Annotated in this window: 27 protein-coding genes; 25 read left to right on the forward strand and 2 right to left on the reverse strand. The window is 60.4% G+C overall.

Translation table 11 applies throughout. The features are described 5' to 3' along the window. Positions 1–150: 150 nt before the first annotated feature. Entirely contained in the window at positions 151–3,378 is a 3,228-nt protein-coding gene (gene rne, locus VLA07_RS07875) for a ribonuclease E (RefSeq protein WP_333988979.1), read from the reverse strand. A 699-nt stretch (positions 3,379–4,077) separates the two neighbouring features. On the opposite strand from rne, the gene rluC reads away from it, so the two are divergent. From rluC to sppA, 3 genes are read left to right on the forward strand one after another with little or no spacing between them, the layout of a single operon-like run. Continuing rightward, positions 4,078–5,040, forward strand: coding sequence for a 23S rRNA pseudouridine(955/2504/2580) synthase RluC (rluC, locus tag VLA07_RS07880; protein WP_007950779.1), 963 nt, complete (start codon positions 4,078–4,080; stop codon positions 5,038–5,040). After that, positions 5,027–5,689, forward strand: coding sequence for an HAD-IA family hydrolase (locus VLA07_RS07885; protein WP_333988980.1), 663 nt, complete (start codon positions 5,027–5,029; stop codon positions 5,687–5,689). The genes rluC and VLA07_RS07885 overlap by 14 nt, the downstream gene beginning before the upstream one ends. 24 nt (positions 5,690–5,713) lie before the next feature. Next, positions 5,714–6,703: a signal peptide peptidase SppA gene (gene sppA / locus VLA07_RS07890; protein WP_027612352.1), complete on the forward strand. Its 990-nt coding sequence runs from the start codon at positions 5,714–5,716 to the stop codon at positions 6,701–6,703. 52 nt (positions 6,704–6,755) lie between these two features. Here sppA and VLA07_RS07895 read toward each other — a convergent pair whose 3' ends face one another. After that, positions 6,756–7,334, reverse strand: a complete 579-nt coding sequence (locus tag VLA07_RS07895) for a Maf family protein (protein ID WP_115989155.1) — start codon at positions 7,332–7,334, stop codon at positions 6,756–6,758. 105 nt (positions 7,335–7,439) lie between these two features. On the opposite strand from VLA07_RS07895, the gene VLA07_RS07900 reads away from it, so the two are divergent. The 22 genes from VLA07_RS07900 (at position 7,440) to araG (ending at position 26,947) form a co-directional block, all read left to right on the forward strand. Beyond that, complete coding sequence (locus VLA07_RS07900; protein WP_003204262.1) at positions 7,440–7,967, forward strand: YceD family protein; 528 nt, start codon at positions 7,440–7,442, stop codon at positions 7,965–7,967. A gap of 13 nt (positions 7,968–7,980) precedes the next feature. Next, positions 7,981–8,163 (forward strand): 50S ribosomal protein L32, encoded by a 183-nt coding sequence (gene rpmF / locus VLA07_RS07905; protein ID WP_003179396.1) that lies wholly within the window; start codon positions 7,981–7,983, stop codon positions 8,161–8,163. Positions 8,164–8,167: 4 nt separating this feature from the next. Then, a complete protein-coding gene (plsX, locus tag VLA07_RS07910) occupies positions 8,168–9,178 on the forward strand; it encodes a phosphate acyltransferase PlsX (RefSeq protein WP_080963300.1) in 1,011 nt (336 codons plus the stop codon). Positions 9,179–9,300: 122 nt separating this feature from the next. Next, complete coding sequence (gene fabD, locus VLA07_RS07915) at positions 9,301–10,239, forward strand: ACP S-malonyltransferase (protein WP_333988981.1); 939 nt, start codon at positions 9,301–9,303, stop codon at positions 10,237–10,239. Positions 10,240–10,255: 16 nt separating this feature from the next. After that, on the forward strand, positions 10,256–10,996 hold the full coding sequence (gene fabG / locus VLA07_RS07920) for a 3-oxoacyl-ACP reductase FabG (protein ID WP_027612356.1): 741 nt from the start codon (positions 10,256–10,258) through the stop codon (positions 10,994–10,996). Positions 10,997–11,192: 196 nt separating this feature from the next. Next, positions 11,193–11,429 (forward strand): acyl carrier protein, encoded by a 237-nt coding sequence (acpP, locus tag VLA07_RS07925; protein ID WP_003175607.1) that lies wholly within the window; start codon positions 11,193–11,195, stop codon positions 11,427–11,429. A gap of 108 nt (positions 11,430–11,537) precedes the next feature. Further along, positions 11,538–12,782 (forward strand): beta-ketoacyl-ACP synthase II, encoded by a 1,245-nt coding sequence (gene fabF / locus VLA07_RS07930; RefSeq protein WP_027612357.1) that lies wholly within the window; start codon positions 11,538–11,540, stop codon positions 12,780–12,782. Continuing rightward, positions 12,782–13,597, forward strand: a complete 816-nt coding sequence (gene pabC / locus VLA07_RS07935; protein ID WP_150368296.1) for an aminodeoxychorismate lyase — start codon at positions 12,782–12,784, stop codon at positions 13,595–13,597. The genes fabF and pabC overlap by 1 nt, the downstream gene beginning before the upstream one ends. Before the next feature lie 3 nt (positions 13,598–13,600). Further along, positions 13,601–14,797 (forward strand): endolytic transglycosylase MltG, encoded by a 1,197-nt coding sequence (gene mltG / locus VLA07_RS07940; RefSeq protein ID WP_333988982.1) that lies wholly within the window; start codon positions 13,601–13,603, stop codon positions 14,795–14,797. 19 nt (positions 14,798–14,816) lie between these two features. Further along, positions 14,817–15,449 carry a dTMP kinase gene (tmk, locus tag VLA07_RS07945; protein WP_285373294.1) on the forward strand — a complete coding sequence of 211 codons (633 nt, stop codon included), beginning with the start codon at positions 14,817–14,819 and terminating at the stop codon, positions 15,447–15,449. Beyond that, positions 15,442–16,425: a DNA polymerase III subunit delta' gene (locus VLA07_RS07950; protein WP_333988983.1), complete on the forward strand. Its 984-nt coding sequence runs from the start codon at positions 15,442–15,444 to the stop codon at positions 16,423–16,425. The genes tmk and VLA07_RS07950 overlap by 8 nt, the downstream gene beginning before the upstream one ends. Before the next feature lie 42 nt (positions 16,426–16,467). Then, entirely contained in the window at positions 16,468–16,824 is a 357-nt protein-coding gene (locus VLA07_RS07955; protein ID WP_027612362.1) for a PilZ domain-containing protein, read from the forward strand. A 15-nt stretch (positions 16,825–16,839) separates the two neighbouring features. Beyond that, positions 16,840–17,631, forward strand: coding sequence for a TatD family hydrolase (locus tag VLA07_RS07960; protein ID WP_333988984.1), 792 nt, complete (start codon positions 16,840–16,842; stop codon positions 17,629–17,631). Positions 17,632–17,983: 352 nt separating this feature from the next. After that, on the forward strand, positions 17,984–18,622 hold the full coding sequence (locus VLA07_RS07965) for a TetR/AcrR family transcriptional regulator (protein ID WP_007950805.1): 639 nt from the start codon (positions 17,984–17,986) through the stop codon (positions 18,620–18,622). Positions 18,623–18,759: 137 nt separating this feature from the next. Beyond that, positions 18,760–19,728 (forward strand): GTP 3',8-cyclase MoaA, encoded by a 969-nt coding sequence (locus tag VLA07_RS07970; protein ID WP_333988985.1) that lies wholly within the window; start codon positions 18,760–18,762, stop codon positions 19,726–19,728. A 169-nt stretch (positions 19,729–19,897) separates the two neighbouring features. Continuing rightward, entirely contained in the window at positions 19,898–20,503 is a 606-nt protein-coding gene (locus tag VLA07_RS07975; RefSeq protein WP_007967613.1) for a DUF4823 domain-containing protein, read from the forward strand. Between the two features lie 15 nt (positions 20,504–20,518). After that, positions 20,519–21,079: a DUF1285 domain-containing protein gene (locus VLA07_RS07980; protein WP_333988986.1), complete on the forward strand. Its 561-nt coding sequence runs from the start codon at positions 20,519–20,521 to the stop codon at positions 21,077–21,079. 193 nt (positions 21,080–21,272) lie between these two features. Further along, on the forward strand, positions 21,273–21,989 hold the full coding sequence (locus VLA07_RS07985) for a FadR/GntR family transcriptional regulator (RefSeq protein WP_047598787.1): 717 nt from the start codon (positions 21,273–21,275) through the stop codon (positions 21,987–21,989). A 132-nt stretch (positions 21,990–22,121) separates the two neighbouring features. After that, complete coding sequence (locus VLA07_RS07990) at positions 22,122–22,997, forward strand: SMP-30/gluconolactonase/LRE family protein (RefSeq protein ID WP_115989157.1); 876 nt, start codon at positions 22,122–22,124, stop codon at positions 22,995–22,997. Between the two features lie 270 nt (positions 22,998–23,267). Beyond that, entirely contained in the window at positions 23,268–24,086 is an 819-nt protein-coding gene (locus tag VLA07_RS07995) for an SDR family oxidoreductase (protein ID WP_027612368.1), read from the forward strand. Between the two features lie 278 nt (positions 24,087–24,364). Next, the gene (locus VLA07_RS08000; RefSeq protein ID WP_027612369.1) at positions 24,365–25,369 is read left to right on the forward strand and encodes a substrate-binding domain-containing protein; all 1,005 of its coding nucleotides are present in this window, start codon (positions 24,365–24,367) and stop codon (positions 25,367–25,369) included. Positions 25,370–25,402: 33 nt separating this feature from the next. After that, a complete protein-coding gene (araG, locus tag VLA07_RS08005) occupies positions 25,403–26,947 on the forward strand; it encodes an L-arabinose ABC transporter ATP-binding protein AraG (RefSeq protein WP_333988987.1) in 1,545 nt (514 codons plus the stop codon). Positions 26,948–26,951: the final 4 nt, after the last annotated feature.

Genomic DNA, 26,951 nt, shown 5'->3' on the forward strand with positions numbered 1-26,951 from the left:
ATAGCGTTGGGTCAGTGTCATTTGTGGTGGCTGATACACCGCTATCGCGAGCAGGCTCACTCCTACAAGGAGTCGGGGCGATGCTTGAACTGGAGGCATGAAAAAGCCCCGCCTGATTGCTCAGGCGGGGCTTTTTATTGGCTTGCGGAATCAGACGAGCGGTTTAGGCTCGTGCTGTTTTTCCTCGGTCGCCTGGTGATGCTCGACCGCGTCCTGAACGGAGCGTGGTGCTTCGGCGATCACCGACTCAACCACGGCCTCTTCAGTCACCGCAGCAACCTCGACCACTTCAGCCGCCGGAGCAGCAGCGGCAGCCAGTTCGGCTTCCTTCTGCAGACGCTCGGCTTCACGCTTGCGGCGACGCACTTCACGTGGGTCGTTTGGCGCACGGCCGTTTGGCGTCAGGGCGCTGACCGGAGCGGCTTCAACCACTGGGGTAGGGGCTTCGGCAACCACTGGCGCTTCGACCACCGGTGTTTCAACCACTGGCGCTGGAGCAGGTTCAGCGGCTTCGACCACTGGCGCGGCAGCCTTGGCTTCTTCAACCACTGGGGCTTCAACGACTGGCGCTGGCGTTTCAGCGACGGCAGGCTCGGCAACCCAGTTGAACGCGGTCTGTTCTTCGCGTACTTCACGCACGGTTTCGGTCACGGTTTCAGCGACGGTTTCAGCAACCGGCTCTGCGGCCACGACTGGCGCCTCAACGGCAGGTTGTGCAGCGGCTTCAACCTGAGGCAGTGTTTCTTGAACCGGTGCCACTTCGACTTCCGGAGCAGCAACCACTTCCACTGGGGTAGTGGCCTCAACAACCGGCGCTTCCACTGGAGCGGTTTCCTGAACAGCGGCGGTGGCGCGTTCGGCTTGCTCGTGAGCCTGTGCTTCGGCCGGAGCGCTGATCACGCTGCTGGCAACAGCGGCAGTGACGGCCAGGCCGGCAGCGCTTGGTGCTGTTTCAGCGTGTTCGCCGGACTCGGACTCTTCCGAACCTTCGATCACGTTGCCGTTGGCATCACGCTGACGCTCGCGACGGTTGCTGCGACGACGCTGACCACGGGAGCGACGACGTGGACGATCGCCTTCGGCGTTGTCCTGACCGTCTTCCGGCAGTTGCTCTTCGTTGCTGTTCACTTCTTCTTCAGCAACGGCGGCAGCAGCCTGCTCGGCACGCGGTTGACGCTCTTCACGCGGTGGGCGTGGAGCGCGCTCTTCGCGGGGCTGACGGGCCGGACGTTCTTCTGCGACCACAGCGGCAGCGGCAGCCGCTACGGGTGCAGCCGGAGCGGCGTCCAGTGGTTCGCGCAGTTCACGTACACGCTCTTCACGCTCGCCACGTGGCTTGCGGTCTTCGCGCGGCGCACGTGGTGCACGTTCTTCACGCGGAGCGCGGGGTGCGCGTTCTTCGCGAGCGGCCGGTGCTTCGCTGCGGGCTTCACGCGGCTCGCGGACTTCACGGGCTTCACGTGGCTGACGCTCTTCACGCGGCTCGCGTGGGGCGCGCTCTTCACGCGGCGCACGTTCTTCGCGCGGCTTGCGCTCTTCATCGCGGCGACCGTTACGGTTGCGGCTCTGCTGACGACCGTTGCGACGCTCTTCGTTGCGGGCTGGACGCTCGGTGGCCGGTTTTTCAACGACGACCGGAGCGGCTGGCTCTTCTTTGGTCGCGAACAGGCTGACCAGCGATTTCACCAGGCCCTTGAACAGGCTTGGCTCTGGCGCGGCAACCGGAGCCGGTGCAGCAGCGACAGGCGCGGCGACTTCGGTCGGCACCGGCGCATTGGCACGGGCCGGCGCAGTCTTGACCGCGGCTTCCTGGCGAACCAGGGTGCGGGTCGCAGCGGCTGGCTGGACTTCTTCGACTTCGGCAGCGGCAGCAGCGATTTCGTAGCTGGACTGGTTGGTCGCAGCTTCCGGGCTGTCGTCACGCAGACGCTGAACTTCGAAGTGCGGGGTTTCCAGGTGATCGTTCGGCAGAATGACGATACGGGCACGGGTGCGCAGTTCGATCTTGGTGATCGAGTTGCGTTTTTCGTTGAGCAGGAACGCGGCGACCGGGATCGGCACCTGAGCGCGCACTTCGGCAGTGCGGTCTTTCAGGGCTTCTTCTTCGATCAGGCGCAGGATCGCCAGCGACAGCGATTCGACGTCACGGATGATGCCGGTGCCGTTGCAGCGCGGGCAGACGATGCCGCTGCTTTCGCCCAGCGATGGACGCAGGCGCTGACGGGACATTTCCAGCAGGCCGAAGCGCGAGATGCGGCCGATCTGCACGCGAGCGCGGTCGGCTTCCAGGCATTCGCGGACTTTCTCTTCCACGGCGCGCTGGTTCTTGGCCGGGGTCATGTCGATGAAGTCGATGACGATCAGGCCGCCGATGTCGCGCAGGCGCAACTGACGGGCGATTTCTTCGGCGGCTTCAAGGTTGGTCTGCAGCGCGGTTTCTTCGATGTCGCTGCCTTTGGTGGCGCGCGCCGAGTTGATGTCGATGGACACCAGGGCTTCGGTCGGATCGATGACGATGGAGCCGCCGGAAGGCAGTTCGACGACACGCTGGAAAGCGGTCTCGATCTGGCTTTCGATCTGGAAACGGTTGAACAGCGGCACGCTGTCTTCGTACAGCTTGATCTTGCTGGCGTACTGCGGCATCACCTGGCGGATGAAGGTCAGGGCTTCGTCCTGGGCTTCAACGCTGTCGATCAGCACTTCGCCGATGTCCTGGCGCAGGTAATCGCGGATGGCGCGGATGATCACGTTGCTTTCCTGATAGATCAGGAATGGCGCGGAGCGATCCAGCGAGGCTTCTTTGATGGCAGTCCACAGTTGCAGCAGGTAGTCGAGGTCCCACTGCATTTCTTCGCTGCTGCGGCCCAGGCCGGCAGTGCGCACGATCAGACCCATGTCGGCTGGAGCAACCAGACCGTTCAGCGCTTCACGCAGTTCGTTGCGCTCTTCGCCTTCGATGCGACGGGAGATACCGCCGGCACGCGGGTTGTTCGGCATCAGCACGAGGTAACGACCGGCCAGGCTGATGAAGGTGGTCAGGGCGGCGCCCTTGTTGCCACGTTCTTCTTTTTCGACCTGAACGATGACTTCCTGGCCTTCGCTCAGGACGTCCTTGATGTTGACGCGGCCTTCAGGGGCTTTCTTGAAGTATTCGCGGGAGATTTCTTTGAGGGGCAGGAAGCCGTGGCGCTCGGAGCCGAAATCGACAAAGGCAGCCTCAAGGCTTGGTTCGATGCGAGTGATACGGCCTTTGTAGATGTTGGCCTTTTTCTGCTCGCGTGCACCGGATTCGATGTCCAGGTCGTAGAGGCGTTGGCCATCTACCAGTGCAACACGCAACTCTTCGGGTTGAGTTGCGTTAATCAGCATTCTTTTCATGTAGTACCGTCGGTTTCCGGGCTGCCGGAAACGGCGTTCGGCACACACGACTTCTCACGGTCGGTGTCAGGTGCGTCGGGAGTGGTTGGCCATTCCCGTGTCCAGCGATGTCAGGCCAATTGGGCCGATATCGCGACGTACGCGTCCTGCTTGCTGTGGCTACTTAAGCACTCAGTCAGGAGGAGGAATCAACCAGCGGCTGTGGACGAGATGAAGCGTCTTGATAAAGCCTATTGCTACACAGTCCGGCGGTTGTGCATCTCCACCCTACACGTATCCCTGATAATTCGGGTGCTGCCGCGCGCAGAATCCGCAGCGGGTTGGCATTTACCGTGAGCTCCGAAAGGGGAGGTCACGCATCATGGCTAATTCAGGCGATGTTTCCGAAGCCTTCGCTCGGGGTCATCTGCAGCTGACTGCACTTTGTGAACTGGCCTCGAATATTTGCCTGTCAGGCGAGTGAAAACTCTGCTCGACGGTGTAATTCAGGCCTCATGTCACCTGCGCTTGTTACAACTGCAAACTCCACCGTTACGTAGCGAAAGCCCCGTAGGACGGCCTCGCGTCCTGGTGAATTGCGTTGGTCAGGGCCGGTTTTTGACCGTGGTTCCGCTGTCCAGGCCGCTTTTGGCGGCGTTCGCGACTATAGCAGCAATGATTAAGTGCTTCAATTCCATAAAAATTGTTATCATCCGCGGCATGACAACTACTGCCCCTTCGACTCCAGGCGTTCAACTGCTTGAAGTCTCGCCGGAGTATGCCGGCCAACGAATCGACAATTTCCTCCTTGCCCGGCTCAAAGGCGTGCCCAAGACCTTGATTTACCGCATTTTGCGTAAAGGCGAAGTGCGCGTGAACAAGGGGCGGATCAAGCCCGAATACAAGCTGCAGGCCGGCGATATCGTGCGCGTGCCGCCCGTTCGCGTGCCTGAACGCGACGAACCGGTGCCCTTGGCCCAGGGTCTGTTACAGCGCCTGGAAGCCTCGATTGTCTACGAAGACAAAGCCCTGATCGTGATCAACAAGCCCGCCGGCATTGCGGTTCACGGCGGCAGTGGCTTGAATTACGGCGTCATCGAAGCCTTTCGTCAGTTGCGCCCCGATGCCAAAGAGCTGGAGCTGGTTCACCGTCTCGACCGTGACACCTCCGGCCTGCTGATGATCGCCAAGAAGCGCAGCATGTTGCGGCACTTGCACGCCGCCTTGCGCGGTGACGGTGTCGACAAGCGTTACATGGCGCTGGTGCGCGGCAATTGGGCGACCTCGATCAAGCAAGTCCGTGCGGCGCTGGGCAAGAGCAATCTGCGCTCCGGCGAGCGCATGGTCGAGGTCGACGAGGAGGAGGGCAAGGAGTCGGTGACCGTGTTCAAGGTCCTGCGTCGTTTCGGCGACTTTGCCACTCTGATCGAAGCCAAGCCGATCACCGGTCGCACCCATCAGATCCGCGTCCATACGTTGCACGCCGGGCACTGCATTGCCGGCGACACCAAGTACGGCGATGACGGTTTCAGCAAGGAGATCCGTGATCTGGGCGGCAAGCGTCTGTTCCTGCACGCCTACATGCTGACCGTGCCGCTGCCCGATGGCGGCGAGCTCAAGTTGCAGGCGCCGGTGGATGAAATGTGGGCCAAGACCGTGGAGCGATTGAGTGCGCCCATCTGATTACAAACTGCTGATTTTCGATTGGGACGGCACCCTCGCTGATTCCATTGGTCGGATTGTCGAAGCGATGCATTCTGCGTCCGCGCGTTCCGGTTTCGAGTTGCGTGATGATTTTGCCGTCAAGGGCATCATCGGCCTGGGCTTGCCCGAGGCGATCCGCACCTTGTACCCGGACATCAGCGATGCCGAGATGACCCTGTTTCGCGAGTATTACGCCGACCACTACATCGCGGCAGAAGCCGTGCCTTCGCCGTTGTTCGAAGGCGTAGTGGAGTCGATGGCGTCGTTTCGCGAGCAGGGCTACCACCTGGCGGTCGCGACCGGCAAGAATCGTCGTGGACTGGATCGGGTGCTCAAGGCCAATGGCTGGGAAGATTATTTCGATATCACCCGTGCCGCCGACGAGACCGCGAGCAAGCCGCATCCGCTGATGCTCGAGCAGATTCTCGCGCGTTGTCGCGTGCGGCCCGAGCAGGCGCTGATGGTCGGGGATTCGTCCTTCGATCTGCTGATGGCACGCAATGCGGGTATGGCGTCGGTGGCGGTCAGTTACGGCGCGCAGTCGATCGAGTCGTTGCAGCAGTTCGAACCGCGCCTGTCGATCGACCGTTTTAGTGAATTGCACGCCTGGCTGGGGCAGCAGGCTTAATACGTTTTTGCTGGGGTACAGCGCATGACCGACGAATGGAAAGCACCGGCCAAGGCAAGTGCCGACGACGGTGACGAGAAAAGCTGGAAGCTGCTGGAAAAGACTTTGCTGGCCAGTGTGCAGGAGCAGCGTCGCTCGCGGCGTTGGGGGATTTTCTTCAAGCTGCTGACGTTTGTTTATCTGTTTGTTGCGCTGATCCTGTTCACGCCGCTGATGGACATGGAGAAGAGCGCCACCCGTGGCCCGAACTACACCGCGCTGATCGACGTCACCGGCATGATTGCCGACAAGGAGCCTGCCAGTGCCGATAACATCGTCGGCAGCTTGCGTGCTGCCTTCGAAGACAAGAAGGTCAAGGGTGTCATCCTGCGGATCAACAGTCCTGGCGGCAGTCCGGTGCAGTCGGGGTATGTGTATGACGAGATCAAGCGTCTGCGCGGTCTGCACCCGGATACCAAGGTGTACGCGGTGATTTCCGATCTCGGTGCGTCCGGTGCCTATTACATCGCCAGTGCGGCGGATCAGATCTATGCCGACAAGGCCAGTCTGGTCGGCTCCATTGGTGTAACGGCGGCCGGTTACGGGTTTGTCGGCACCATGGACAAGCTCGGCGTCGAGCGTCGCACTTATACCTCGGGCGAGCACAAATCGTTTCTGGATCCGTTCCAACCGCAGAAGCCTGACGAAACCGCATTCTGGCAGACCGTGCTGGATACCACGCACAAGCAGTTCATCAATAGCGTCAAGCAGGGTCGTGGCGATCGCTTGAAGGACAAGGAGCATCCGGAGCTGTTCTCCGGGCTGGTCTGGTCCGGCGAGCAGGCGCTGCCGTTGGGCTTGATCGATGGCCTGGGCAATGCCAGTTCGGTGGCGCGCGACGTAATTGGCGAGAAAGAGCTGGTGGATTTCACTGTGCAGGAATCGCCGTTCGACCGCTTCTCGAAGAAACTTGGCGCCAGTGTGGCTGAGCAGTTGGCGATGTGGATGGGGTTCCACGGGCCTTCGTTGCGTTAAGCCTGGTGCAGGGTTGAAAAGAAACCGGCCTCAATGGCCGGTTTTCTGTGCGTTAAGGGATTTGCACGCCTTCGGCCAGCAGCATGTCGATCAGGCGAATCAGCGGCAGGCCGATGAGGCTGGTGGCGTCAGGCCCTTCGGTGGATTGGAACAGGCTCACGCCCAATCCTTCGGCCTTGAAGCTGCCGGCGCAGTCGTAGGGCTGCTCCAGGCGCAGGTAGCGTTCAATTCGCGCCTCGTCGAGCTGACGCATGTGCACGGTAAACGGCACGCAGTCGACCTGGCAGTGGCCGGTCTGGCTGTTGAGCAGCGCCAGGCCGGTGAGGAAGGTCACGCTGGCGCCGCTGGCGGCGAGTAGTTGCTCGCGAGCCTTGTCGAAGGTGTGTGGCTTGCCGATGATCTGATCGCCGAGCACTGCGACCTGGTCCGAGCCAATAATCAGATGAGCGGGATGGCTCGCGGCGAGTGCGCGGGCTTTCTGTTCGGCGAGGCGCTTGACCAGTTCGATGGCGGATTCGCCCGGTCGGTGGCTTTCGTCGATATCCGGCGAGCTGCAGACGAACGGCAGGTGCAGGCGGGCGAGCAATTCCCGGCGATAAGTCGAGCTTGAGGCGAGTAATAAAGGCAGCATTGGCGTCTCCTGAGGCAGGTGCGAATTCTAGCGGAGGCACGCAAGTGACGGACAGGGCACAATTTCCTTTGACATGGGTGGGTGCATCCCTATAATGCTGCGCCTATGTTGAATGACCCGATTCCACCTCACGTTGACCCGCGCAAATTGGCTGACCGTGGCACCACCCTTCAAGGTGAACTGCTGCTGGCCGATTTGAAGAGACTCTGCGACCCGCTTTCCGACGATGTCGGTACGGTGCAGGCCAAATTCGTTTTTGAACGAGATGAACGTAAATCTGTGGTGATCCACAGCTTTATCGACACCGAAGTCAAAATGGTTTGCCAGCGTTGTCTTGAGCTGGTCACCCTGCCGATCCACAGCGAATGCAGTTACGCTGTAGTGAAGGAGGGTGCGAATACCCAGTCGTTACCGAAAGGTTATGACGTGCTGGAACTGGGCGAAGATCCATTGGATCTGCAGTCACTGATCGAGGAGGAGCTTCTGCTCGCCTTGCCCATTGTGCCTGCTCATCATCCGGAAGAATGCCAGCAGCCGGCGGGAGCAGATGAACCCGAACCGAGCGAGGACGAGGTAACGCGGTCCAACCCGTTCAGTGTATTGGCGCAGTTAAAGCGTGACCCAAACGTTTAGGAGTTAATCAATTATGGCTGTTCAGCAGAACAAAAAATCCCGCTCTGCCCGTGACATGCGCCGTTCGCACGACGCTCTCGAGGCTAGCACCCTGTCTGTAGAAAAAACCACTGGTGAAGTTCACCTGCGTCACCACGTATCGCCAGAAGGCGTATACCGTGGCCGTAAAGTGATCGACAAGGGCGCTGACGAGTAATCACTTGTCCGCTCAAGTCATCGCGATTGACGCAATGGGCGGGGACTTCGGTCCCCGCAGCATTGTTCAGGCCAGCCTTGCTTGCCTTTCTGCTACGCCCTCGCTGCACCTGACCCTCGTCGGTCAACCCTCCCTACTTGAAGAACTGATCAACGGCCAATCGGCTGCCGATCGCGCGCGCCTGACAATTGTCCCGGCGTCTGAAGTCATCACCATGGACGAAAAGCCGACCCAGGCCTTGCGTGGCAAGCCGGACTCGTCGATGCGTGTCGCCCTTGAACTGGTGCGTGACGGCAAGGCTCAGGCCTGTGTCAGTGCTGGCAATACCGGGGCGTTGATGGCGCTGTCGCGATTTGTGCTCAAGACCTTGCCGGGGATTGATCGGCCGGCGATGGTGGCGGCGATTCCGACGCAGAAGGGGTATTGCCAGTTGCTCGACCTGGGCGCCAACGTCGATTGCAGCGCCGAGCATCTATTGCAGTTCGCGGTGATGGGCTCGGTGGCGGCGCAGACGCTGGGCATCGCCCGGCCGCGTGTCGCGTTGCTGAATATCGGCACCGAGGACATCAAGGGCAATCAGCAGGTCAAGCTGGCGGCGACCTTGTTGCAGGCGGCGCGCGGCATTAACTACATCGGTTTTGTCGAGGGCGATGGCCTGTATCGCGGCGAGGCGGATGTGGTGGTCTGTGACGGTTTTGTCGGCAATATCCTGCTCAAGTCCAGCGAAGGCCTGGCGACGATGATCGCCGCGCGCATTGAGGCCTTGTTCAGGAAAAACTTTGCTTCCCGCGTGGTAGGTGCTTTGGCCCTGCCATTGATGAAGCGCCTGCAGGCGGATCTCGCACCGGCGCGACATAACGGCGCAAGCTTCCTCGGCTTGCAGGGTATCGTGGTGAAAAGTCACGGTTCGGCCGGGGTTCAGGGTTTTCAGAGTGCAATTCAGCGCGCGCTGATCGAGATTCAGGAGAACCTGCCCGAACGCCTCCACGGCCGACTGGAGGATCTGTTGTCTTAGGCGTTTTCGTCGGACAATGCTTAAATGTGACCGCCCGGTTCAAAGGGCCATCCAACTGTCAGTTTCTTGCGTCCCCCAGTGGGGCGTCATTTTCGACGACAAGATCATTAGGGGCTTGTTACATGTCTGCTTCCCTCGCATTCGTCTTTCCAGGACAGGGTTCGCAGTCCCTCGGCATGCTGGCCGAGCTGGGCGCGGAATATCCGTTGATCCTCGAAACCTTCAAAGAAGCCTCCGCTGCTCTGGGCTATGACCTGTGGGCACTGACCCAGCAGGGCCCGGAAGAGCTGCTCAATCAAACCGACAAAACCCAACCGGCCATTCTGACCGCTTCGATCGCCCTGTGGCGTCTGTGGCTGGCTGAAGGTGGCGCGCGTCCGGCATTTGTTGCCGGTCACAGCCTGGGTGAATACAGCGCGCTGGTTGCTGCCGGCAGCCTGAGCCTGGCTGACGCGGTGAAGCTCGTTGAGCGCCGTGGCCAGTTGATGCAGGAAGCCGTTCCGGCCGGGCAGGGCGGCATGGCTGCGATCCTCGGTCTGGAAGATGCCGACGTGCTGGCAGCCTGTGCCGAAGCGGCGCAGGGCGAAGTGGTCAGCGCGGTGAACTTCAACTCGCCGGGTCAGGTAGTGATTGCCGGCGCCAAGGCTGCGGTTGAGCGTGCCATCGAGGGCTGCAAGGCCCGTGGCGCCAAGCGTGCCATGCCGTTGCCGGTGAGCGTGCCGTCGCATTGCGAACTGATGCGTCCGGCTGCCGAGCGCTTTGCCGAGTCCATCGCCGCCATCGACTGGCAGGCGCCGCAGATCCCGGTCGTACAGAACGTCAGCGCGCAAGTGCCGGCCGATCTGGAAGCCCTCAAGCGTGATCTGCTCGAACAGCTGTACAAGCCCGTTCGCTGGGTTGAATCGGTTCAGACCCTGGCTGCCAAAGGCGCTACCAGTCTGGTCGAGTGCGGCCCGGGCAAAGTGCTGGCCGGTCTGAACAAACGTTGCGCCGAAGGCGTTTCGACTTCCAATCTCAACACCCCAGACGCTTTCGCTGCCGCCCGTGCAGCGCTGGCCTGAATCAGGAGAAACTTGCATGAGTCTGCAAGGTAAAGTTGCACTGGTCACCGGTGCAAGCCGCGGTATCGGCCAGGCTATCGCACTGGAACTGGGTCGTCAGGGCGCCATCGTCGTTGGCACCGCGACCTCCGCCAAGGGTGCCGAGGCGATCGCTGCCACGCTCAAGGAGCACGGCATTCAAGGTACCGGCCTGGAGCTGAACGTCACCAGCGACGAATCCGTTGCCGCCGTGATCGCGAGCATTCAGGAGCAGTTCGGCGCGCCGGCGATTCTGGTCAATAATGCCGGCATCACCCGCGATAACCTGATGATGCGCATGAAAGACGATGAATGGTACGACGTGATCGATACCAACCTGAACAGTCTGTATCGCCTGTCCAAGGGCGTTTTGCGTGGCATGACCAAGGCGCGCTGGGGCCGAATTATCAGTATTGGCTCGGTGGTGGGTGCCATGGGCAACGCAGGCCAAGTAAACTATGCAGCCGCCAAGGCCGGTCTGGAAGGTTTCAGCCGTGCGATGGCGCGTGAAGTCGGTTCGCGTTCGATTACGGTCAACTCGGTAACCCCTGGGTTCATCGACACCGATATGACCCGCGAACTGCCGGAAGCACAGCGTGAAGCCTTGCAGACGCAGATTCCGCTGGGCCGTCTGGGACAAGCTCAAGAGATCGCCTCGGTGGTCGCTTTTCTTGCATCCGACGGTGCGGCATACGTCACTGGGGCTACAATCCCGGTGAACGGTGGGATGTACATGTAAGTAAAATGTGACGGATTGCTTCAAAAAAATGTCATACGAGCTGTCTAAAATCCGTTATAAAGCTGCAATCTATTTATAGGCAGAGGGCCGCAGGGTTTGAGGAGTGAAGCTTTCAGTTGAAAAGCTGAAAAGCCTTTCTATACACTTACCCACTGGCCAGCTGCCTGAATTTGTCCATTAGGAGTGAAAACAAGGTATGAGCACCATCGAAGAGCGCGTCAAGAAAATCGTTGCCGAGCAACTGGGCGTTAAAGAAGAAGAAGTGGTCAACACTGCTTCCTTCGTTGAAGACCTGGGTGCCGACTCCCTTGACACCGTTGAGCTGGTGATGGCTCTGGAAGAGGAATTCGAGACCGAAATCCCTGACGAAGAAGCTGAGAAGATCACTACTGTACAAGCTGCAATCGACTACGTTACTAGCCACCAGGCGTAATAGTTTGTAATCGTTGTCTGCTGTCATGGAAAAACCGCACTGCCATCATGGCGTGCGGTTTTTTCTTTAGGCCTGATGCAAAGTCGTCATTTGAAAAAGGAGAGTGCTGTGTCGCGTAGACGCGTCGTAGTCACCGGTATGGGTATGTTGTCGCCACTGGGCACGGATGTGCCGAGCAGTTGGCAGGGCATTCTGGCTGGCCGCAGTGGCATTGGTCTGATCGAACACACCGACCTTTCTGCCTATTCCACCCGTTTTGGCGGCTCGGTAAAGGGCTTCAATGTCGAGGAATACCTGTCGGTCAAGGAAGCACGCAAGCTCGACCTGTTCATTCAGTACGGTCTGGCCGCGGGTTTTCAGGCTGTTCGCAACGCCGGTCTGGAAGTCACCGACGCCAACCGTGAGCGCATTGGCGTGGCCATGGGCTCGGGCATCGGCGGTCTGACCAACATCGAAGAAACCAGCCGTACCCTGCATGAGACGGGCCCGCGTCGAATTTCGCCATTCTTCGTGCCAGGCTCGATCATCAATATGATTTCCGGTTTTCTGTCCATCCACCTGGGTGCACAGGGGCCGAACTACGCCATTTCCACTGCCTGTACCACCGGTACGCACTGCATTGGCATGGCGGCGCGCAACATCATGTACGACGAGGCCGACGTAATGATCGCCGGCGGTGCCGAGATGGCCGCGTGCGGTCTGGGCATGGGCGGCTTCGGCGCGTCCCGTGCGCTGTCGACCCGCAACGACGAGCCGACTCGCGCCAGTCGTCCATGGGACAAGGGCCGTGATGGCTTCGTGCTGTCTGACGGTGCCGGTGCGCTGGTACTCGAAGAACTCGAGCACGCCAAGGCCCGTGGCGCCACGATCTACGCCGAGCTGATCGGCTTCGGCACCAGTGGCGATGCGTTCCACATGACGTCGCCACCCGCTGATGGCGCTGGTGCAGCGCGCTGCATCACCAATGCGCTGCGCGATGCGAAGATCAACATCGACCAGGTGCAGTACATTAACGCCCACGGTACTTCGACCCCGGCCGGCGACCTTGCCGAAGCCAACGCGATCAAGACCGTGTTCGGTGAGCACGCCTACAACCTGGCGGTCAGCTCCACCAAGTCCATGACCGGTCACCTGTTGGGTGCGGCGGGCGCGGTCGAGGCGATCTTCAGCGTACTGGCGATCAACAGTCAGGTGGCACCGCCGACGATCAACCTCGATGAGCCGGATGAAGGCTGCGATCTCGATTTCGTGCCGCACACTGCGCGCAACATGGACATCGACGTCGTACTGTCCAACTCCTTCGGGTTTGGCGGCACCAACGGCACATTGGCATTCCGTCGGTTCGCCGGGTGATGGACAGCTGGGTCGACGGTCAGCCGGCTGACGCTCTGTCGCTGAAAGATCGCGGCCTGGCTTATGGCGATGGGCTGTTCGAGACCATTGCCGTGCACGGCGGCCAGCCGATATTGCTGGATCGTCACCTGACGCGTTTGGCCGAGGGCTGCTCGCGTCTGGCCATCGCCGCGGATATCGAGCGGGTTCGCAGCGAGCTACTGGCTTATGCCGCGGCAATGGGCGAGGGCGTGCTCAAGCTCATTCTCACTCGTGGTGACGGCTTGCGTGGCTACGCGCCCGATCCTGCGGCGCAGGGCCGACGCATTTTGCAAGGCAACCCGCCTGCGGCTTATCCTGCCGTGCATGGCGAGCAGGGCGTGCGTCTGTTTCCCTGCGTCACACGGTTGTCGAATCAGCCGTTGCTGGCCGGGCTCAAGCATCTGAATCGTCTGGAACAAGTGCTTGCCCGGGCCGAGTGGTGCGACAGCGAACACGCCGAAGGCTTGATGCTCGATCAGGCCGGGCGCGTCATCGAAGGCGTGTTCAGCAACCTGTTTCTGGTGCGCGACGGCGTACTGATCACCCCGGATCTGAAGCGCTGTGGCGTGGCCGGTGTGATGCGTGCTGAAATATTGTTTCAGGCCGAGTCATTGGCCATCCCCATCCAAATCACCGACATCAGCCTCGAACAGCTGCAATGGGCTGATGAAGTCTTCATGTGCAACAGCGTGTATGGCGTCTGGCCGGTACGCGCCTACGCTGCACTGAGCTGGCCGGTTGGCCCGCTCACCCGTAAACTGCAAACCATTGCCCGTGCGCTACTGGATGCCTGATTCGTGAGACGTAAACTCTTGCTGCTGCTGGAAACCGGACTGGTTCTGGCAGGGCTGCTGATGGGCGCCAGCGCCTGGAAAATTCATTCGGCGCTGGAACAGCCCCTGAATATCACGCAGGAAGAACTGCTGGATGTGCCGAAGGGCTCGACGCCGACCCGTACCTTTCTTGAACTTGAAACCGATGGGGTCATCAAGGACGCATTCTGGTTGCGCATCTACTGGCGCTTCAATCTGGCCGGCACACCGATCCATACCGGCGAATACCGCATGCAGCCGGGCATGACTGTCAACGGTCTGATCGACCTGTGGAAGCGCGGCGAAGTGGTGCAGTACAGCCTGACACTGGTCGAGGGCTGGAATTTCCACCAGGTCCGTGCCGCGCTGGCAAAAGACGAAAAGATCGAGCAGACCCTCAAGGGCTTGAGCGACAGCGAAGTGATGGAGAAAATCGGCCATCGCGGGCTGTTCCCGGAAGGGCGATTCTTCCCGGATACCTACCGCTTTGTGCGCGGTGTTTCCGACGTCGAATTGCTGAAGAAAGCCTTCGACCGCCTCGACGAGGTGTTGGCCAAGGAGTGGGAGAACCGCTCGGCTGATGCGCCGTACAGCGAGCCATATCAGGCGCTGATCATGGCCTCGCTGGTGGAAAAGGAAACCGGTGTGCCGCAGGAGCGTGGGCAGATTGCCGGCGTGTTCGTGCGTCGCATGGCGCTGGGCATGCAGTTGCAGACCGACCCGACCGTGATCTACGGCCTGGGCGATCGCTACACCGGCAAGTTGACCCGAGCTCATCTCAAGGAGCCGACGCCCTACAACACCTATGTGATCCCCGGATTGCCGCCGACGCCGATTGCCATGGTCGGTCGCGAGGCGATTCACGCCGCGCTCAATCCGGTGGAAGGCAACAGCCTGTATTTCGTCGCCCGTGGCGACGGTAGCCATGTGTTCTCCGATGATCTGGATGCGCACAACAGCGCGGTGCGCGAGTTCCAGCTCAAGCGCCGCGCCGATTACCGCTCCAGCCCGGCCCCGGCAAATACGCCGGCCGCTCCGGCTACTACGACCGAGGAGGCGACTCCTGCGGCATCTCCTGATACCGCGCCTGAAGCGCTGCCACAGCTTCCTGCTCAGGAACCCGCGCCGACGCCGGCTCCTGCTGCCGAACCCGCGACGACCGCACCGCAGAACGCGCAATGACTTTGATTAAGGACTGCCTGTGACTGGCTTGTTTATTACCCTGGAAGGCCCGGAAGGCGCCGGCAAGAGCACCAACCGCGAATACCTCGCCGAGCGCCTGCGCGCCGAAGGTGTCGAAGTAGTGCTGACCCGCGAACCCGGGGGTACGCCACTCGCCGAGCGCATTCGCGATGTGCTGCTGGCCCCGGCCGATGAAGTCATGAACCCCGATACCGAGCTGTTGCTGGTGTTCGCCGCGCGCGCCCAGCATCTGGCCGAAGTGATCCGTCCGGCGCTGGCTCGCGGCGCGGTGGTGCTGTGCGATCGTTTCACCGACTCGACTTACGCCTATCAGGGCGGCGGTCGTGGTTTGTCGCTGGAACGCATTGCTGCGCTGGAGACGTTCGTTCAGGGCGACCTGCGTCCGGATCTGACGCTGATTTTCGATCTGCCGGTGGAAATCGGCCTGGCTCGCGCCACTGCCCGTGGTCGTCTGGATCGATTTGAACTGGAAGGACGGGCGTTTTTCGAAGCGGTACGCAATGCGTTTCTGCAACGCGCCGAGGCTGATCCGGCGCGCTATGTGCGCATCGATGCCGGTCAGTCATTGGTCAAGGTTCAGCAAGCGCTGGATACCTTGATTCCGAACTTGCTGGAGCTGATTCGTGGCTGAGGCCTATCCATGGCAGGACAGCCTCTGGCAGCAACTGGCCGGACGTAGCCAGCACGCCCACGCGTACTTGCTGCACGGCCCGGCCGGGATCGGCAAGCGCGCGTTGGCCGAGCGCCTGATGGCCAGCCTGCTCTGTCAGCGTCCTACGCCGGAAGCGTGCGGTGAGTGCAAATCCTGCCTGTTGCTCAAGGCCGGCAGCCATCCGGACAATTACATCCTTGAGCCGGAAGAAGCCGACAAGGCGATCAAGGTCGATCAGGTCCGTGATCTGGTCAGTTTCGTGGTGCAGACCGCGCAGCTGGGCGGGCGCAAGGTGGTGCTGATCGAGCCGGTGGAGTCGATGAACATCAACGCCGCCAACGCCTTGCTCAAGAGTCTCGAAGAGCCGTCCGGCGATACCGTGTTGTTGCTGGTCAGCCACCAGCCGAGCCGTTTGCTGCCGACAATCAAGAGCCGCTGCGTGCAGCAGGCATGTCCGCTGCCGGGCGAGGCCATGAGCCTGCAGTGGCTGGCGCAAGCGCTGCCGGAGTGTTCCGAAGAGGAACGTGTCGAATTGCTGACGCTGGCGGCCGGTTCGCCATTGGCTGCGGTCAGCCTGCAGTCCCAGGGAGTGCGCGAACAGCGGGCGCAGGTGGTCGAAGGGGTGAAGAAGCTGCTCAAGCAACAGCAGTCGCCAACGCAATTGGCCGAAGAATGGAAAAACATTCCGATGCTGCGTTTGTTTGATTGGTTCTGCGACTGGTCGAGCCTGATCCTGCGTTATCAACTGACCCAGGATGAAAACGGCCTCGGCATGACCGATATGCGTAAAGTCGTGCAGTACCTGGCGCAGAAAAGCGCCCAGGGCAAAGTCCTCGATATTCAGGACTGGATTCTCGCCCAGCGGCAGAAAGTCCTGAGCAAAGCCAACCTCAATCCGGCACTGCTGCTGGAAGCGTTGTTGGTGCAATGGGCGGGATTGCCTGGTCAAAGATAAGAATGTGTACCTAGACTCTGAACATCAGCAGTGGAGGTCAACATGAATGAAGCCATCAGCCCGGGGCCGCGCAACGGCATCCTGTCCCTGACGATCAAGGACAAATCGGTGCTTTACGCCGCCTACATGCCGTTCATCAAGAACGGTGGCCTGTTCATCCCGACCAACAAGAGCTACAAGTTGGGCGACGAGGTGTTCATGCTGCTGAACCTGATGGACGAGGCGGAGAAGATTCCGGTGGCCGGCAAGGTCGCCTGGATTACCCCCAAAGGCGCGCAAGGCAATCGTGCCGCCGGTGTCGGCGTGCAATTCAATGAAGGCGACAACACCGCCCGCAGTCGCATTGAAACCCATCTGGCCGGAGCACTGAAATCCGACCGTCCCACTCATACGATGTAAGTAGCCGTCTTTTTTATGCTCGTAGATTCCCATTGTCACCTTGATCGCCTCGACCTCGCCGCCCATGACGGTTCGCTGGATGCTGCACTCGATGCGGCTCGCCAGCGAGGGGTAGGACACTTCCTGTGTATCGGCGTGAGTGCCGATAACGCCGCCGACGTCAAAGCCCTCGCCGAGCGCTACGACGACGTCGATTGCTCGGTTGGTGTGCACCCATTGGATGTGCAACCGGGCGCGGCGCCTGCACTTGACTGGCTGCTGCACGAACTCAATCACCCGAAAGTGGTGGCGATCGGCGAAACCGGTCTGGATTATCACTACGAACCGGAAGCCGCCGAGCTGCAGCAGGCATCCTTCCGCCTGCACCTGCAAGCCGCACAGCAGACTGGTAAGCCGGTGATCATCCACACCCGCGGCGCCCGTGCCGATACCCTTGAGCTGCTGCGAGAAGCGGCATTGCCCCAGGCCGGTGTGCTGCATTGCTTCACCGAAGACTGGGACATGGCCAAAGCCGCGCTGGACATGGGCTACTACATTTCCCTGTCCGGCATCGTCACCTTCCGCAACGCCGACGCCCTACGCGACGTGGCGAGCAAGGTGCCGGCCGATCGCTTGCTGGTGGAGACCGACTCGCCGTATCTGGCGCCGATCCCTTATCGTGGCAAACCGAACCTGCCGCAGTACGTGCGTGAGGTGGCTGAGTTTCTGGCGATGCTGCGTGGGGAGAGCTACGAGCGGTTTGCCGAGCAGACCACCGACAACTTCAAGCGGCTGTTTCCGCTGGCCTCTGTCAAATCTGTCATGTAGGTCATCGGCAAATCGCAGGCAAAAAAAACCCGGGTTCTGGGGGGTGAATCCGGGTTAAGACCATTAGGAGTAAAACAAAGGCACACGGTCCCTTGGTACCTTTACCGGCACGGCACTTGGGGGAGATGCCGCCCGACAGTTCAAGTATTGATCAGTCTGGCGTTCAGTCCAGTTAGCCGGTCGGGGTTTTTAAACAAATTTGGAATACGTGCGCTTCAGTTGAGTTCTCATTGCACCCCTGGCGTTCGCAAAATGAACAAGAAACGCAGATATGGTCGGATGATCCGTGCATTTTTGTGCAAGTTAGGCATAATACGCGGCTTCGAATTTTGACCCCTACAGACCTTTTCTTATGCACAAAGAACCTCGTAAGGTCCGTGAGTTTCGTCGCCGCGAGCAAGAAATTCTCGATACCGCGCTCAAGCTGTTCCTCGAACAAGGTGAAGACAGTGTCACCGTCGAGATGATTGCTGATGCCGTGGGTATCGGCAAAGGCACGATCTACAAGCATTTCAAATCCAAGGCCGAGATCTATCTGCGGCTGATGCTCGATTACGAGCGTGATTTGAATGAGTTGCTGCATTCGGCCGATGTCGACAAGGACAAGGAAGCGCTGTCCCGTGCCTACTTCGAATTCCGCATGCGCGACCCGCAGCGCTACCGCCTGTTCGACCGTCTCGAAGAGAAGGTGGTAAAAGGCAATCAGGTGCCGGAAATGGTCGAGGAGCTGCACAAGATCCGTGCCTCGAACTTCGAACGCCTGACCTTGCTCATCAAGGGCCGGATCAGCGAAGGCAAGCTCGAAGACGTGCCGCCGTACTTCCACTACTGCGCGTCCTGGGCGCTGGTGCACGGCGCGGTGGCGCTGTATCACTCGCCGTTCTGGAGCAATGTGCTGGAAGATCAGGAAGGTTTCTTCCAGTTCCTGATGGACATCGGCGTGCGCATGGGCAACAAGCGCAAGCGCGACCCGGAAACACCGAGCAGCTGAATCATTCAGCGGCCTTATTGCGCCATGATTTCGCTACATGACGCAGTACCGCAGGAATATACTCAGGCATAGGGCTTGCTAAAACTTGATTTGTGAGTCAAGTTTTAGCGGCTCGAAATTCTATCGCCGGAGTGATCATGATCGTTGACCGTCAAGGCAGGCGTTTTCGCAATTTGCGCATCAGCCTGACTTCAGCCTGCAATTACGCCTGTACCTACTGCGTGCCCAACGGCAAGCGGCTGGTGGCTGCGCAGGATGAACTGTCGGCCGAGGCCATGGCCCGTGGCGTGGCTTATCTGATCGAAGCCGCCGGCATCGAGCGCTTGCGCATCACTGGTGGCGAGCCGCTGGTCAGCCCCAAACTCGAATCTTTCATGAGTGCCGTCGGCAAGATGGGCCTGGAAGACATCAGCCTGACCACCAATGGTCAACTCCTGGCGAAGAAGCTGCCGCTGCTGGTGGACGCCGGTCTGCGCCGGATCAACGTTTCTCTCGATACCCTGGATGCCGGGGCGTTTCGCAGCATCGCCCGTGGCGGCGATCTGGCGACCGTGCTCGATGGCATGGACCAGGCGAAAGCGGCGGGACTGAAGATCAAGGTCAACATGGTGCCGTTGCGTGGGCAGAACCTGGATCAGGTGATGCCGCTGCTCGATTACTGCCTGGAACGGGGCTATGAGTTGCGTTTCATCGAGTTGATGCGCATGGGCCACCTCGCCACCGACTCCAACGCCTTCCTGCAACAGTTCGTCAGCCTGCAGCAACTGCTGAGCCTGATCGGCGAGCGCTACGAGTACGCCCAGGCTGATGCGCCGGTGGATGCCACAGCCGTGCGCTATGCGATCCCGGGCCGCGGCCATTTCGGCGTGATCGCCAACGAAAGCGTGCCGTTCTGCCGCACCTGTTCGCGCTTGCGTCTGTCGTCGACCGGCTGGCTGCACGGCTGCCTGTCGTCGAGCAATCGTCACTATGTCGGTGATCTGCTCGACAAGCCGCGCCATCAGGCGTTGCCGGCGTTGCAGCGTCTGTTGGTCAAGGCGTTGGGCGACAAGCAGGAAATGGCGTTCTCCGGTGGTGCGACCGTCATGAAGATTATCGGCGGCTGATCCCTCTTTTTCGCGAGCAGCCTCGCTCCCACAGGGTTTTGCGCAATCCTGTGGGAGCGAGCCTGCTCGCGAAATCGATTCATCATTCGACGAAGATCCTTAGCTGGCGCAAAAGCTGCATCCAACGGCCATTCGCCGGTTTTCCGTCACCGGCTTCTGGAGGATGAGGATGCGTAGCCTGGTTTTGCTGCTGGCCGTTTTGGCGCTTGGCGGCTGTATGACTGTCAGCGATATGGCCGAAGGCACTCGCTATCAGATGAGCGACGCGGGGCTGCTGGATCACAGCGACAGCCGTCGGGTGAACAACTTCCGCATTCAGCCGGATTCGTTCATCTACATCGCTCAGGGCGCATTTGCACCGCCGGGTGGCTCCTATCCGCGCCCGAACGTGGTGGCAGAAGAAGCGTTCAAGGGTTTTGTCGAATACTTCCCGATGGTCCGCCGCGCCCGTGCCCCTGAAGGCCTCGATCAGGCGATGGGCGAAGCCCGCGATGCCGGCGCCCACTACCTGCTGTACACCCGTTTCGCCAAGGCTGACGACCGCATCGGCAACTCCGATGAGTGGCTCGATCAGGAAGCCGTGGATCGCCTCGGCATCGATGGCGGGGTGATTCAGATCATGTTGATCGAGACCAGCACCCAGTATTTGATTGATACTGCACGGATCAAGAGTCGTGGCGGTTTACTGACGTTCCACGATAACAAGCCGGAAGACCTGATCGGCCCGCCGCTGGCGCAATACGCGCGCAGCCTGCTGGGAGTCGGCGACCAATAAACCAAGGAGTACGCCATGAGTGGACCGCAAAAAGCCAATGACCTGTTGGGACAGATCCCCAAAACCAAAGGCCTGCCGCCGGTGCACTTGTGGAACCCGGACTTCTGCGGTGACATCGACATGCGCATCGCCCGCGACGGCACCTGGTATTACCTGGGTACGCCGATCGGGCGCAAGCCGATGGTCAAGCTGTTCTCCACCATCATCCGCCGCGACGGCAATGATTACTTCCTGATTACCCCGGTCGAAAAGGTCGGGATCAAAGTCGACGATGCGCCGTTCGTGGCAATTGCCGTTGAGGTCGAAGGCGAGGGCGAGGCGCAGGTCCTGCGTTTCACCACCAACGTTGAAGAGACCGCCGAGGCCGGGCCGGAACATCCGATCCGCGTCGAGATCGACCCGACAACCCAAGAGCCCGCGCCTTACGTGCACGTGCGCACCAACCTCGAAGCGTTGATTCACCGCAATGTGTTTTACCAACTGGTGGAGCTGGCGGTCAGTCGTGAGATCGATGGGCAGCGCTGGTTGGGCGTGTGGAGCGGCGGCGAGTTCTTCCGCATCGGCCTCGAACCTTAAACACAATCCCCCTGTAGGAGTGAGCCTGCTCGCGATAGCGGTGTGTCAGTCACCAGCAACATTGACTGATCCAACGCTATCGCGAGCAGGCTCACTCCTACAGGGGGATTGTGTTTCATTAGAAAATCCCGATTGACTGTTAATCATATGATCATTAGCGTGGACACCCATCGCCAACTGCTTTGAGGTGTCCATGTCCAGCAGCTTTCATGCATCAACGGTCGATTGGCTGGGCAGCTGGATTGCCGCTGGCCAGGTCAAGCCGGGGCAGGCGATCAAGGTCGAGGCGGATCTGGGCGAGCAGTTAGGTGTCAGCCGCACGGTGATTCGCGAAGCGATCAAGACCCTGGTCGCCAAAGGCATGCTCGAAGTCGGGCCTAAGGTTGGCACTCGCGTGTTACCGGTACGGCGCTGGAACCTGTTCGATCCGCAAGTGGTTGGCTGGCTGTCGCGCAACGGCCTGCCGGAAAACTTTGTTGATGACCTGCTCGACCTGCGCCGCACCATCGAACCGATGGCCGTGCGCTGGGCCTGCGAGCGCGCCAGCCTGGAGCAGATTCACGCGGTGCAACTGGCCTACAACGCGCTGGAACGGGCGGTCGACAGCGGCATTGATTACAACCGTGCCGACCAGGCCTTCCACGAATGCATTCTGGCCGCCAGCCACAACCAGTTCATCGAGCAAATGGTCCCGGCCCTCGGCGCCTTGCTCGCCGTGTCGTTTGAAGTCTCCGCTGCCGACCCCGATGAACTGCGTCGCACCTTGCCGATCCACAAAGACATGGCCGACGCCATTGCTGCCCGTGATTCAGCACGCGGGGTCTGGGCCTGCATGACCTTGATCGACAACGCCGACCTGGCGATCAAACGCTTTTACCCGCAGGTGATGGCCGACAAAAAAGCCAGTTGAAAACACAAATCCCCGTGTAGGAGTGAGCCTGCTCGCGATGGCGGTGGGTCAGTCACAATCGTCGTCACTGACCCACCGCTATCGCGAGCAGGCTCACTCCTACAGTTAAAACAACAACATGAAGGATTCGATATGCCGTTGACCGCCGTAACCCAACACCGCGCCAGGCTCGGTGAAGGGCCATTCTGGGACGCCCCGACCCAGGCGCTGTACTGGGTCGATATCGCCGGCAAGCAGGCGCTGCGGCTGATCGGCAACAACGTGCAGATCTGGCAGATGCCCGAGCACGTTTCCGCGTTCATCCCCTGTGCCAGTGGCGACGCGTTGGTGACATTGAGCAGCGGCGTGTATCGACTGGATCTCGATTCCCCGGGCCTCGAACCACGCCTCACGCTGTTCTGCATCGCCGACCCGCAACCCGGCAATCGACCCAACGAAGCACGCTGCGACGCCCAAGGCCGACTGTGGCTCGGCACCATGCAGAACAACATCGGTGACAACGGCGAAGACCTGCCGATCGAGCGTCGTTCCGGCGGCTTGTTTCGCATTGATCCCGACCAGCGTGTCACGCCATTGCTGCTCGGTCTCGGCATTCCCAACACACTGCTGTGGAGTGATGACGGCACCACGCTGCTGTTCGGCGACAGCCTCGACGGGGCGCTCAATCGCTATTTCATTCACACCGACGGTAATCTCGGCAACGCCGAAATCTGGTACGGCCCCGACCAGAACGGTGGCCCGGATGGTTCGGCAGTCGACGCCGAAGGGTATGTGTGGAACGCGCGTTGGGACGGCAGCTGCCTGTTGCGCCTGACGCCGGACGGCAAGGTCGACCGCAAAATCGATCTGCCTGTCAGCCGTCCAACCAGTTGCGTATTCGGCGGCGAAGACCTGAAAACCCTGTACATCACCAGCGCCCAGAGTCCGCACAACCATCCACTGGATGGCGCAGTCCTGTCGATGAGGGTCGATGTGCCGGGCAAACTCTGCACACGCTTCGCTGGCTAAATCCCAAAATATGGGATGCAAAATTATATATTGAGATTATTTGTCGGTCGGGTTTATAGTCGGCTCCAGCAGTAACACGCACTCACACTTAAAAAGAACAAAACAGGTGAAGTGATGCAGCGAACCTCTATCGCACTCCTCAGCGGAGTCAGCGTCTCGCAACGGCCCGGCGTCGCTCGCCGCGCCTGCCTGTTTCGTTTTCACAGTCTTCCAGACCGGACATCGGCAGATGCCCGGTTTTTTTGTGCTGACGAACAGGAGTCCTGATCCATGGCTGAACCTCTTTCCTTGCCGCCGGTGCCCGCGCCGCCGAAGGGTGAGCGTTTGAAAAACAAAGTGGTGCTGCTGACCGGTGCCGCTCAGGGCATCGGCGAAGCCATCGTTGCCACCTTCGCCTCGCAGCAGGCCAGACTGGTGATCAGCGATATTCAGGCAGAGAAGGTCGAGAAGGTTGCCGCCCAGTGGCGCGACAAGGGCTACGACGTGCAGGCGATCAAGGCTGACGTCTCGCGCCAGCAAGACCTGCATGCCATGGCCAGACGGGCGATCGAGCTGCACGGGCGCATCGACGTGCTGGTCAACTGCGCCGGAGTCAACGTGTTCCGCGACCCGCTGCAAATGACCGAAGAAGACTGGCGTCGTTGCTTCGCCATCGATCTGGACGGTGCCTGGTACGGTTGCAAAGCCGTGCTGCCGCAGATGATCGAGCAGGGTGTCGGCAGCATCATCAACATCGCCTCGACCCATTCCAGCCACATCATTCCCGGCTGTTTCCCGTATCCGGTGGCCAAGCACGGCCTGCTTGGGCTGACCCGAGCGCTGGGCATCGAATATGCGGCGAAGGGCGTTCGGGTCAACGCCATCGCCCCGGGGTACATCGAGACGCAACTCAACGTCGATTACTGGAACGGTTTTGCCGATCCGCACGCCGAGCGTCAGCGAGCATTCGATCTGCACCCGCCGAAACGCATCGGCCAGCCGCTCGAAGTGGCGATGACCGCGGTGTTTCTGGCCAGTGATGAAGCGCCGTTCATCAACGCCTCGTGCATCACCATCGATGGTGGGCGCTCGGTGATGTACCACGACTGAGAGGATCGTGTTTCAGGCGGTGAAATCCGCGTGAAATCCAATCATCATACGATATGACTATTTTCAACAGGCTTTGCAGCAGTACGTGTCACGCCACCACACCTGTGGCGAGGGAGCTCGCTCCCGCTCGGCTGCGCAGCAGTCGTAAATTCGGGCTGCGCGGTGTGTTTGATTGACCGAGGTAACCGGTTTTAGGGCCGCTTCGCAGCCCAGCGGGAGCAAGCTCCCTCGCCACAAGCTGTTTAATTTGCTCAAAAAAAATAACAAGGAGTCAGCTTATGAAACGTCGTTTCGGGATTCGTACCCTGTGCAGTGCCGCCCTGGCGGTCACCGCGTTCAGTCTGAGCAGTACGCTGCTGGCTGCCGATGCCGTGAAAATCGGTTTCCTGGTCAAACAGGCTGAAGAGCCATGGTTCCAGACCGAGTGGGCTTTCGCCGAAAAAGCCGCCAAGGACAAGGGCTTCGAACTGATCAAGATCGCCGTGCCAGACGGCGAGAAAACCCTCTCGGCCATCGACAGCCTCGCCGCCAACGGCGCCAAAGGCTTCGTGATCTGCCCGCCGGACGTCTCGCTCGGCCCGGCGATCATGGCCAAAGCCAAACTCAATGACCTCAAAGTGATTGCCGTGGACGATCGTTTCGTCGACGCCAACGGCAAGTTCATGGAAGACGTGCCGTACCTCGGCATGGCCGCGTTCGAAGTCGGCCAGAAGCAGGGCAACGCGATGGTCGCCGAGGCGAAGAAACGCAACTGGGACTGGAAAGACACCTACGCGGTGGTCAACACCTACAACGAACTCGACACCGGCAAGAAGCGCACCGACGGTTCGATGAAGGCGCTCGAAGACGCCGGTCTGCCGAAAGACCACATCCTGACCGCCGCACTGAAAACCCTCGACGTGCCGGGCAGCATGGACGCCACCAACTCGGCGCTGGTCAAGCTGCCCAGCGCAGCAAAGAACCTGATCATCGGCGGCATGAACGACAACACCGTACTCGGCGGCGTCCGCGCCACGGAAGCCGCCGGGTTCGCTGCGGCCAATGTGATTGGTATCGGCATCAACGGCACCGACGCCATCGGCGAGCTGAAAAAGCCCAACAGCGGTTTCTTCGGTTCGATGCTGCCAAGCCCGCACATCGAAGGCTACAAGACTGCCGAGATGATGTACGAGTGGGTCACCACCGGCAAAGAACCGCCGAAGTACACAGCGATGGACGACGTCACCCTGATCACCCGTGAGAACTTCAAGCAAGAGCTGGAAAAAATCGGCCTGTGGAATTGATGGCTGCTCGATCGGTGTGAAGAGGTGACTCAGATGCACGCGCAAGTACAGACACACTCAAGCAGCGCCGGCGGCAGCCTGCGCTTCAACGGGATCGGCAAGACCTTCCCCGGGGTCAAGGCGCTGGACGCCATCAGCTTCGTCGCCCATCCAGGGCAGGTGCACGCCTTGATGGGCGAGAACGGCGCCGGCAAATCGACCCTGCTGAAAATCCTCGGTGGCGCCTACATTCCGAGCAGCGGCGAGTTGCAGATCGGCGAGCAGACCATGGCATTCAAGTCGACCGCCGACAGCATCGGCAGCGGCGTCGCGGTGATTCACCAGGAGCTGCATCTGGTGCCGGAAATGAGCGTGGCCGAGAACCTGTTTCTCGGTCATCTGCCGGCCAGTTTCGGCCTGATCAATCGCGGCCTGCTGCGCCAGAATGCCCTGGCCTGCCTCAAGGGCCTGGCCGATGAAATCGATCCGCAGACCAAGGTCGGGCGCCTGTCGCTCGGTCAGCGGCAATTGGTGGAAATCGCCAAGGCGCTGTCCCGTGGCGCGCATGTGATCGCCTTCGATGAGCCGACCAGCAGCCTCTCGGCGCGCGAAATCGACCGTTTGATGGCGATCATCAGTCGCCTGCGCGATGAGGGCAAAGTGGTGCTCTACGTCTCGCATCGCATGGAAGAAGTGTTCCGCATCTGCGATGCGGTGACGGTGTTCAAGGACGGCCGTTACGTGCGCACCTTCGATGACATGAGCCAGTTGACCCACGATCAACTGGTGACCTGCATGGTCGGCCGCGACATTCAGGACATCTACGATTACCGCAGCCGTCCACGCGGCGCGGTGGCATTGAAGGTCGACGGTCTACTTGGCCCGGGGCTGCGTGAGCCGGTGAGTTTCGAGGCGCACAAGGGCGAGATTCTCGGGCTGTTCGGCCTGGTCGGGGCAGGTCGCACCGAGCTGTTCCGCTTGCTCAGCGGGCTTGAACGCAACACCGCCGGACGCCTCGAATTGCGCGGGCATGAATTGAAGTTGCGCTCGCCGCGCGATGCGATTGCCGCCGGGATCCTGCTGTGCCCCGAGGACCGGAAAAAAGAGGGGATCATCCCGCTGGCCAGCGTTGCCGAGAACATCAACATCAGCGCGCGCGGCGCCAATGCCAGCCTCGGCTGCCTGCTACGCGGGCTGTGGGAGAAGGGCAACGCCGACAAGCAGATCAAGGCGCTGAAAGTCAAAACCCCGCACGCCGGTCAGCAGATCAAATTCCTGTCCGGCGGCAATCAGCAGAAGGCGATTCTCGGGCGCTGGCTGTCGATGCCGATGAAGGTGCTGCTGCTCGACGAGCCGACTCGCGGCATCGACATCGGCGCCAAGGCCGAGATCTACCAGATCATCCATAACCTGGCCGCCGACGGTATTTCGGTGATCGTGGTGTCCAGCGACCTCATGGAGGTGATGGGCATTTCCGACCGCATTCTGGTGCTCTGCGAAGGCGCGCTGCGCGGCGAAGTCAGCCGCGACCAGGCCAATGAATCCAACCTGCTGCAACTGGCTTTGCCGCGCCATCGCGCTGACGGCGTGGCGAACTGAGAGG

This window comes from Pseudomonas sp. S3(2024), from assembly GCF_036861315.1.
Lineage (GTDB): Bacteria > Pseudomonadota > Gammaproteobacteria > Pseudomonadales > Pseudomonadaceae > Aquipseudomonas > Aquipseudomonas putida_A.

Bases quoted from the DNA above. Each gene is read 5' to 3' on its own strand.
- rne (WP_333988979.1), bottom strand. From the start codon at position 3,378: ATGAAAAGAATGCTGATTAACGCAACTCAACCCGAAGAGTTGCGTGTT.
- rluC (WP_007950779.1), top strand. From the start codon at position 4,078: ATGACAACTACTGCCCCTTCGACTCCAGGCGTTCAACTGCTTGAAGTC.
- sppA (WP_027612352.1), top strand. From the start codon at position 5,714: ATGACCGACGAATGGAAAGCACCGGCCAAGGCAAGTGCCGACGACGGT.
- VLA07_RS07895 (WP_115989155.1), bottom strand. From the start codon at position 7,334: ATGCTGCCTTTATTACTCGCCTCAAGCTCGACTTATCGCCGGGAATTG.
- VLA07_RS07900 (WP_003204262.1), top strand. From the start codon at position 7,440: ATGTTGAATGACCCGATTCCACCTCACGTTGACCCGCGCAAATTGGCT.
- rpmF (WP_003179396.1), top strand. From the start codon at position 7,981: ATGGCTGTTCAGCAGAACAAAAAATCCCGCTCTGCCCGTGACATGCGC.
- fabD (WP_333988981.1), top strand. From the start codon at position 9,301: ATGTCTGCTTCCCTCGCATTCGTCTTTCCAGGACAGGGTTCGCAGTCC.
- fabG (WP_027612356.1), top strand. From the start codon at position 10,256: ATGAGTCTGCAAGGTAAAGTTGCACTGGTCACCGGTGCAAGCCGCGGT.
- acpP (WP_003175607.1), top strand. From the start codon at position 11,193: ATGAGCACCATCGAAGAGCGCGTCAAGAAAATCGTTGCCGAGCAACTG.
- pabC (WP_150368296.1), top strand. From the start codon at position 12,782: ATGGACAGCTGGGTCGACGGTCAGCCGGCTGACGCTCTGTCGCTGAAA.
- VLA07_RS07955 (WP_027612362.1), top strand. From the start codon at position 16,468: ATGAATGAAGCCATCAGCCCGGGGCCGCGCAACGGCATCCTGTCCCTG.
- VLA07_RS07960 (WP_333988984.1), top strand. From the start codon at position 16,840: ATGCTCGTAGATTCCCATTGTCACCTTGATCGCCTCGACCTCGCCGCC.
- VLA07_RS07965 (WP_007950805.1), top strand. From the start codon at position 17,984: ATGCACAAAGAACCTCGTAAGGTCCGTGAGTTTCGTCGCCGCGAGCAA.
- VLA07_RS07970 (WP_333988985.1), top strand. From the start codon at position 18,760: ATGATCGTTGACCGTCAAGGCAGGCGTTTTCGCAATTTGCGCATCAGC.
- VLA07_RS07975 (WP_007967613.1), top strand. From the start codon at position 19,898: ATGCGTAGCCTGGTTTTGCTGCTGGCCGTTTTGGCGCTTGGCGGCTGT.
- VLA07_RS07980 (WP_333988986.1), top strand. From the start codon at position 20,519: ATGAGTGGACCGCAAAAAGCCAATGACCTGTTGGGACAGATCCCCAAA.
- VLA07_RS07985 (WP_047598787.1), top strand. From the start codon at position 21,273: ATGTCCAGCAGCTTTCATGCATCAACGGTCGATTGGCTGGGCAGCTGG.
- VLA07_RS07990 (WP_115989157.1), top strand. From the start codon at position 22,122: ATGCCGTTGACCGCCGTAACCCAACACCGCGCCAGGCTCGGTGAAGGG.
- VLA07_RS07995 (WP_027612368.1), top strand. From the start codon at position 23,268: ATGGCTGAACCTCTTTCCTTGCCGCCGGTGCCCGCGCCGCCGAAGGGT.
- VLA07_RS08000 (WP_027612369.1), top strand. From the start codon at position 24,365: ATGAAACGTCGTTTCGGGATTCGTACCCTGTGCAGTGCCGCCCTGGCG.
- araG (WP_333988987.1), top strand. From the start codon at position 25,403: ATGCACGCGCAAGTACAGACACACTCAAGCAGCGCCGGCGGCAGCCTG.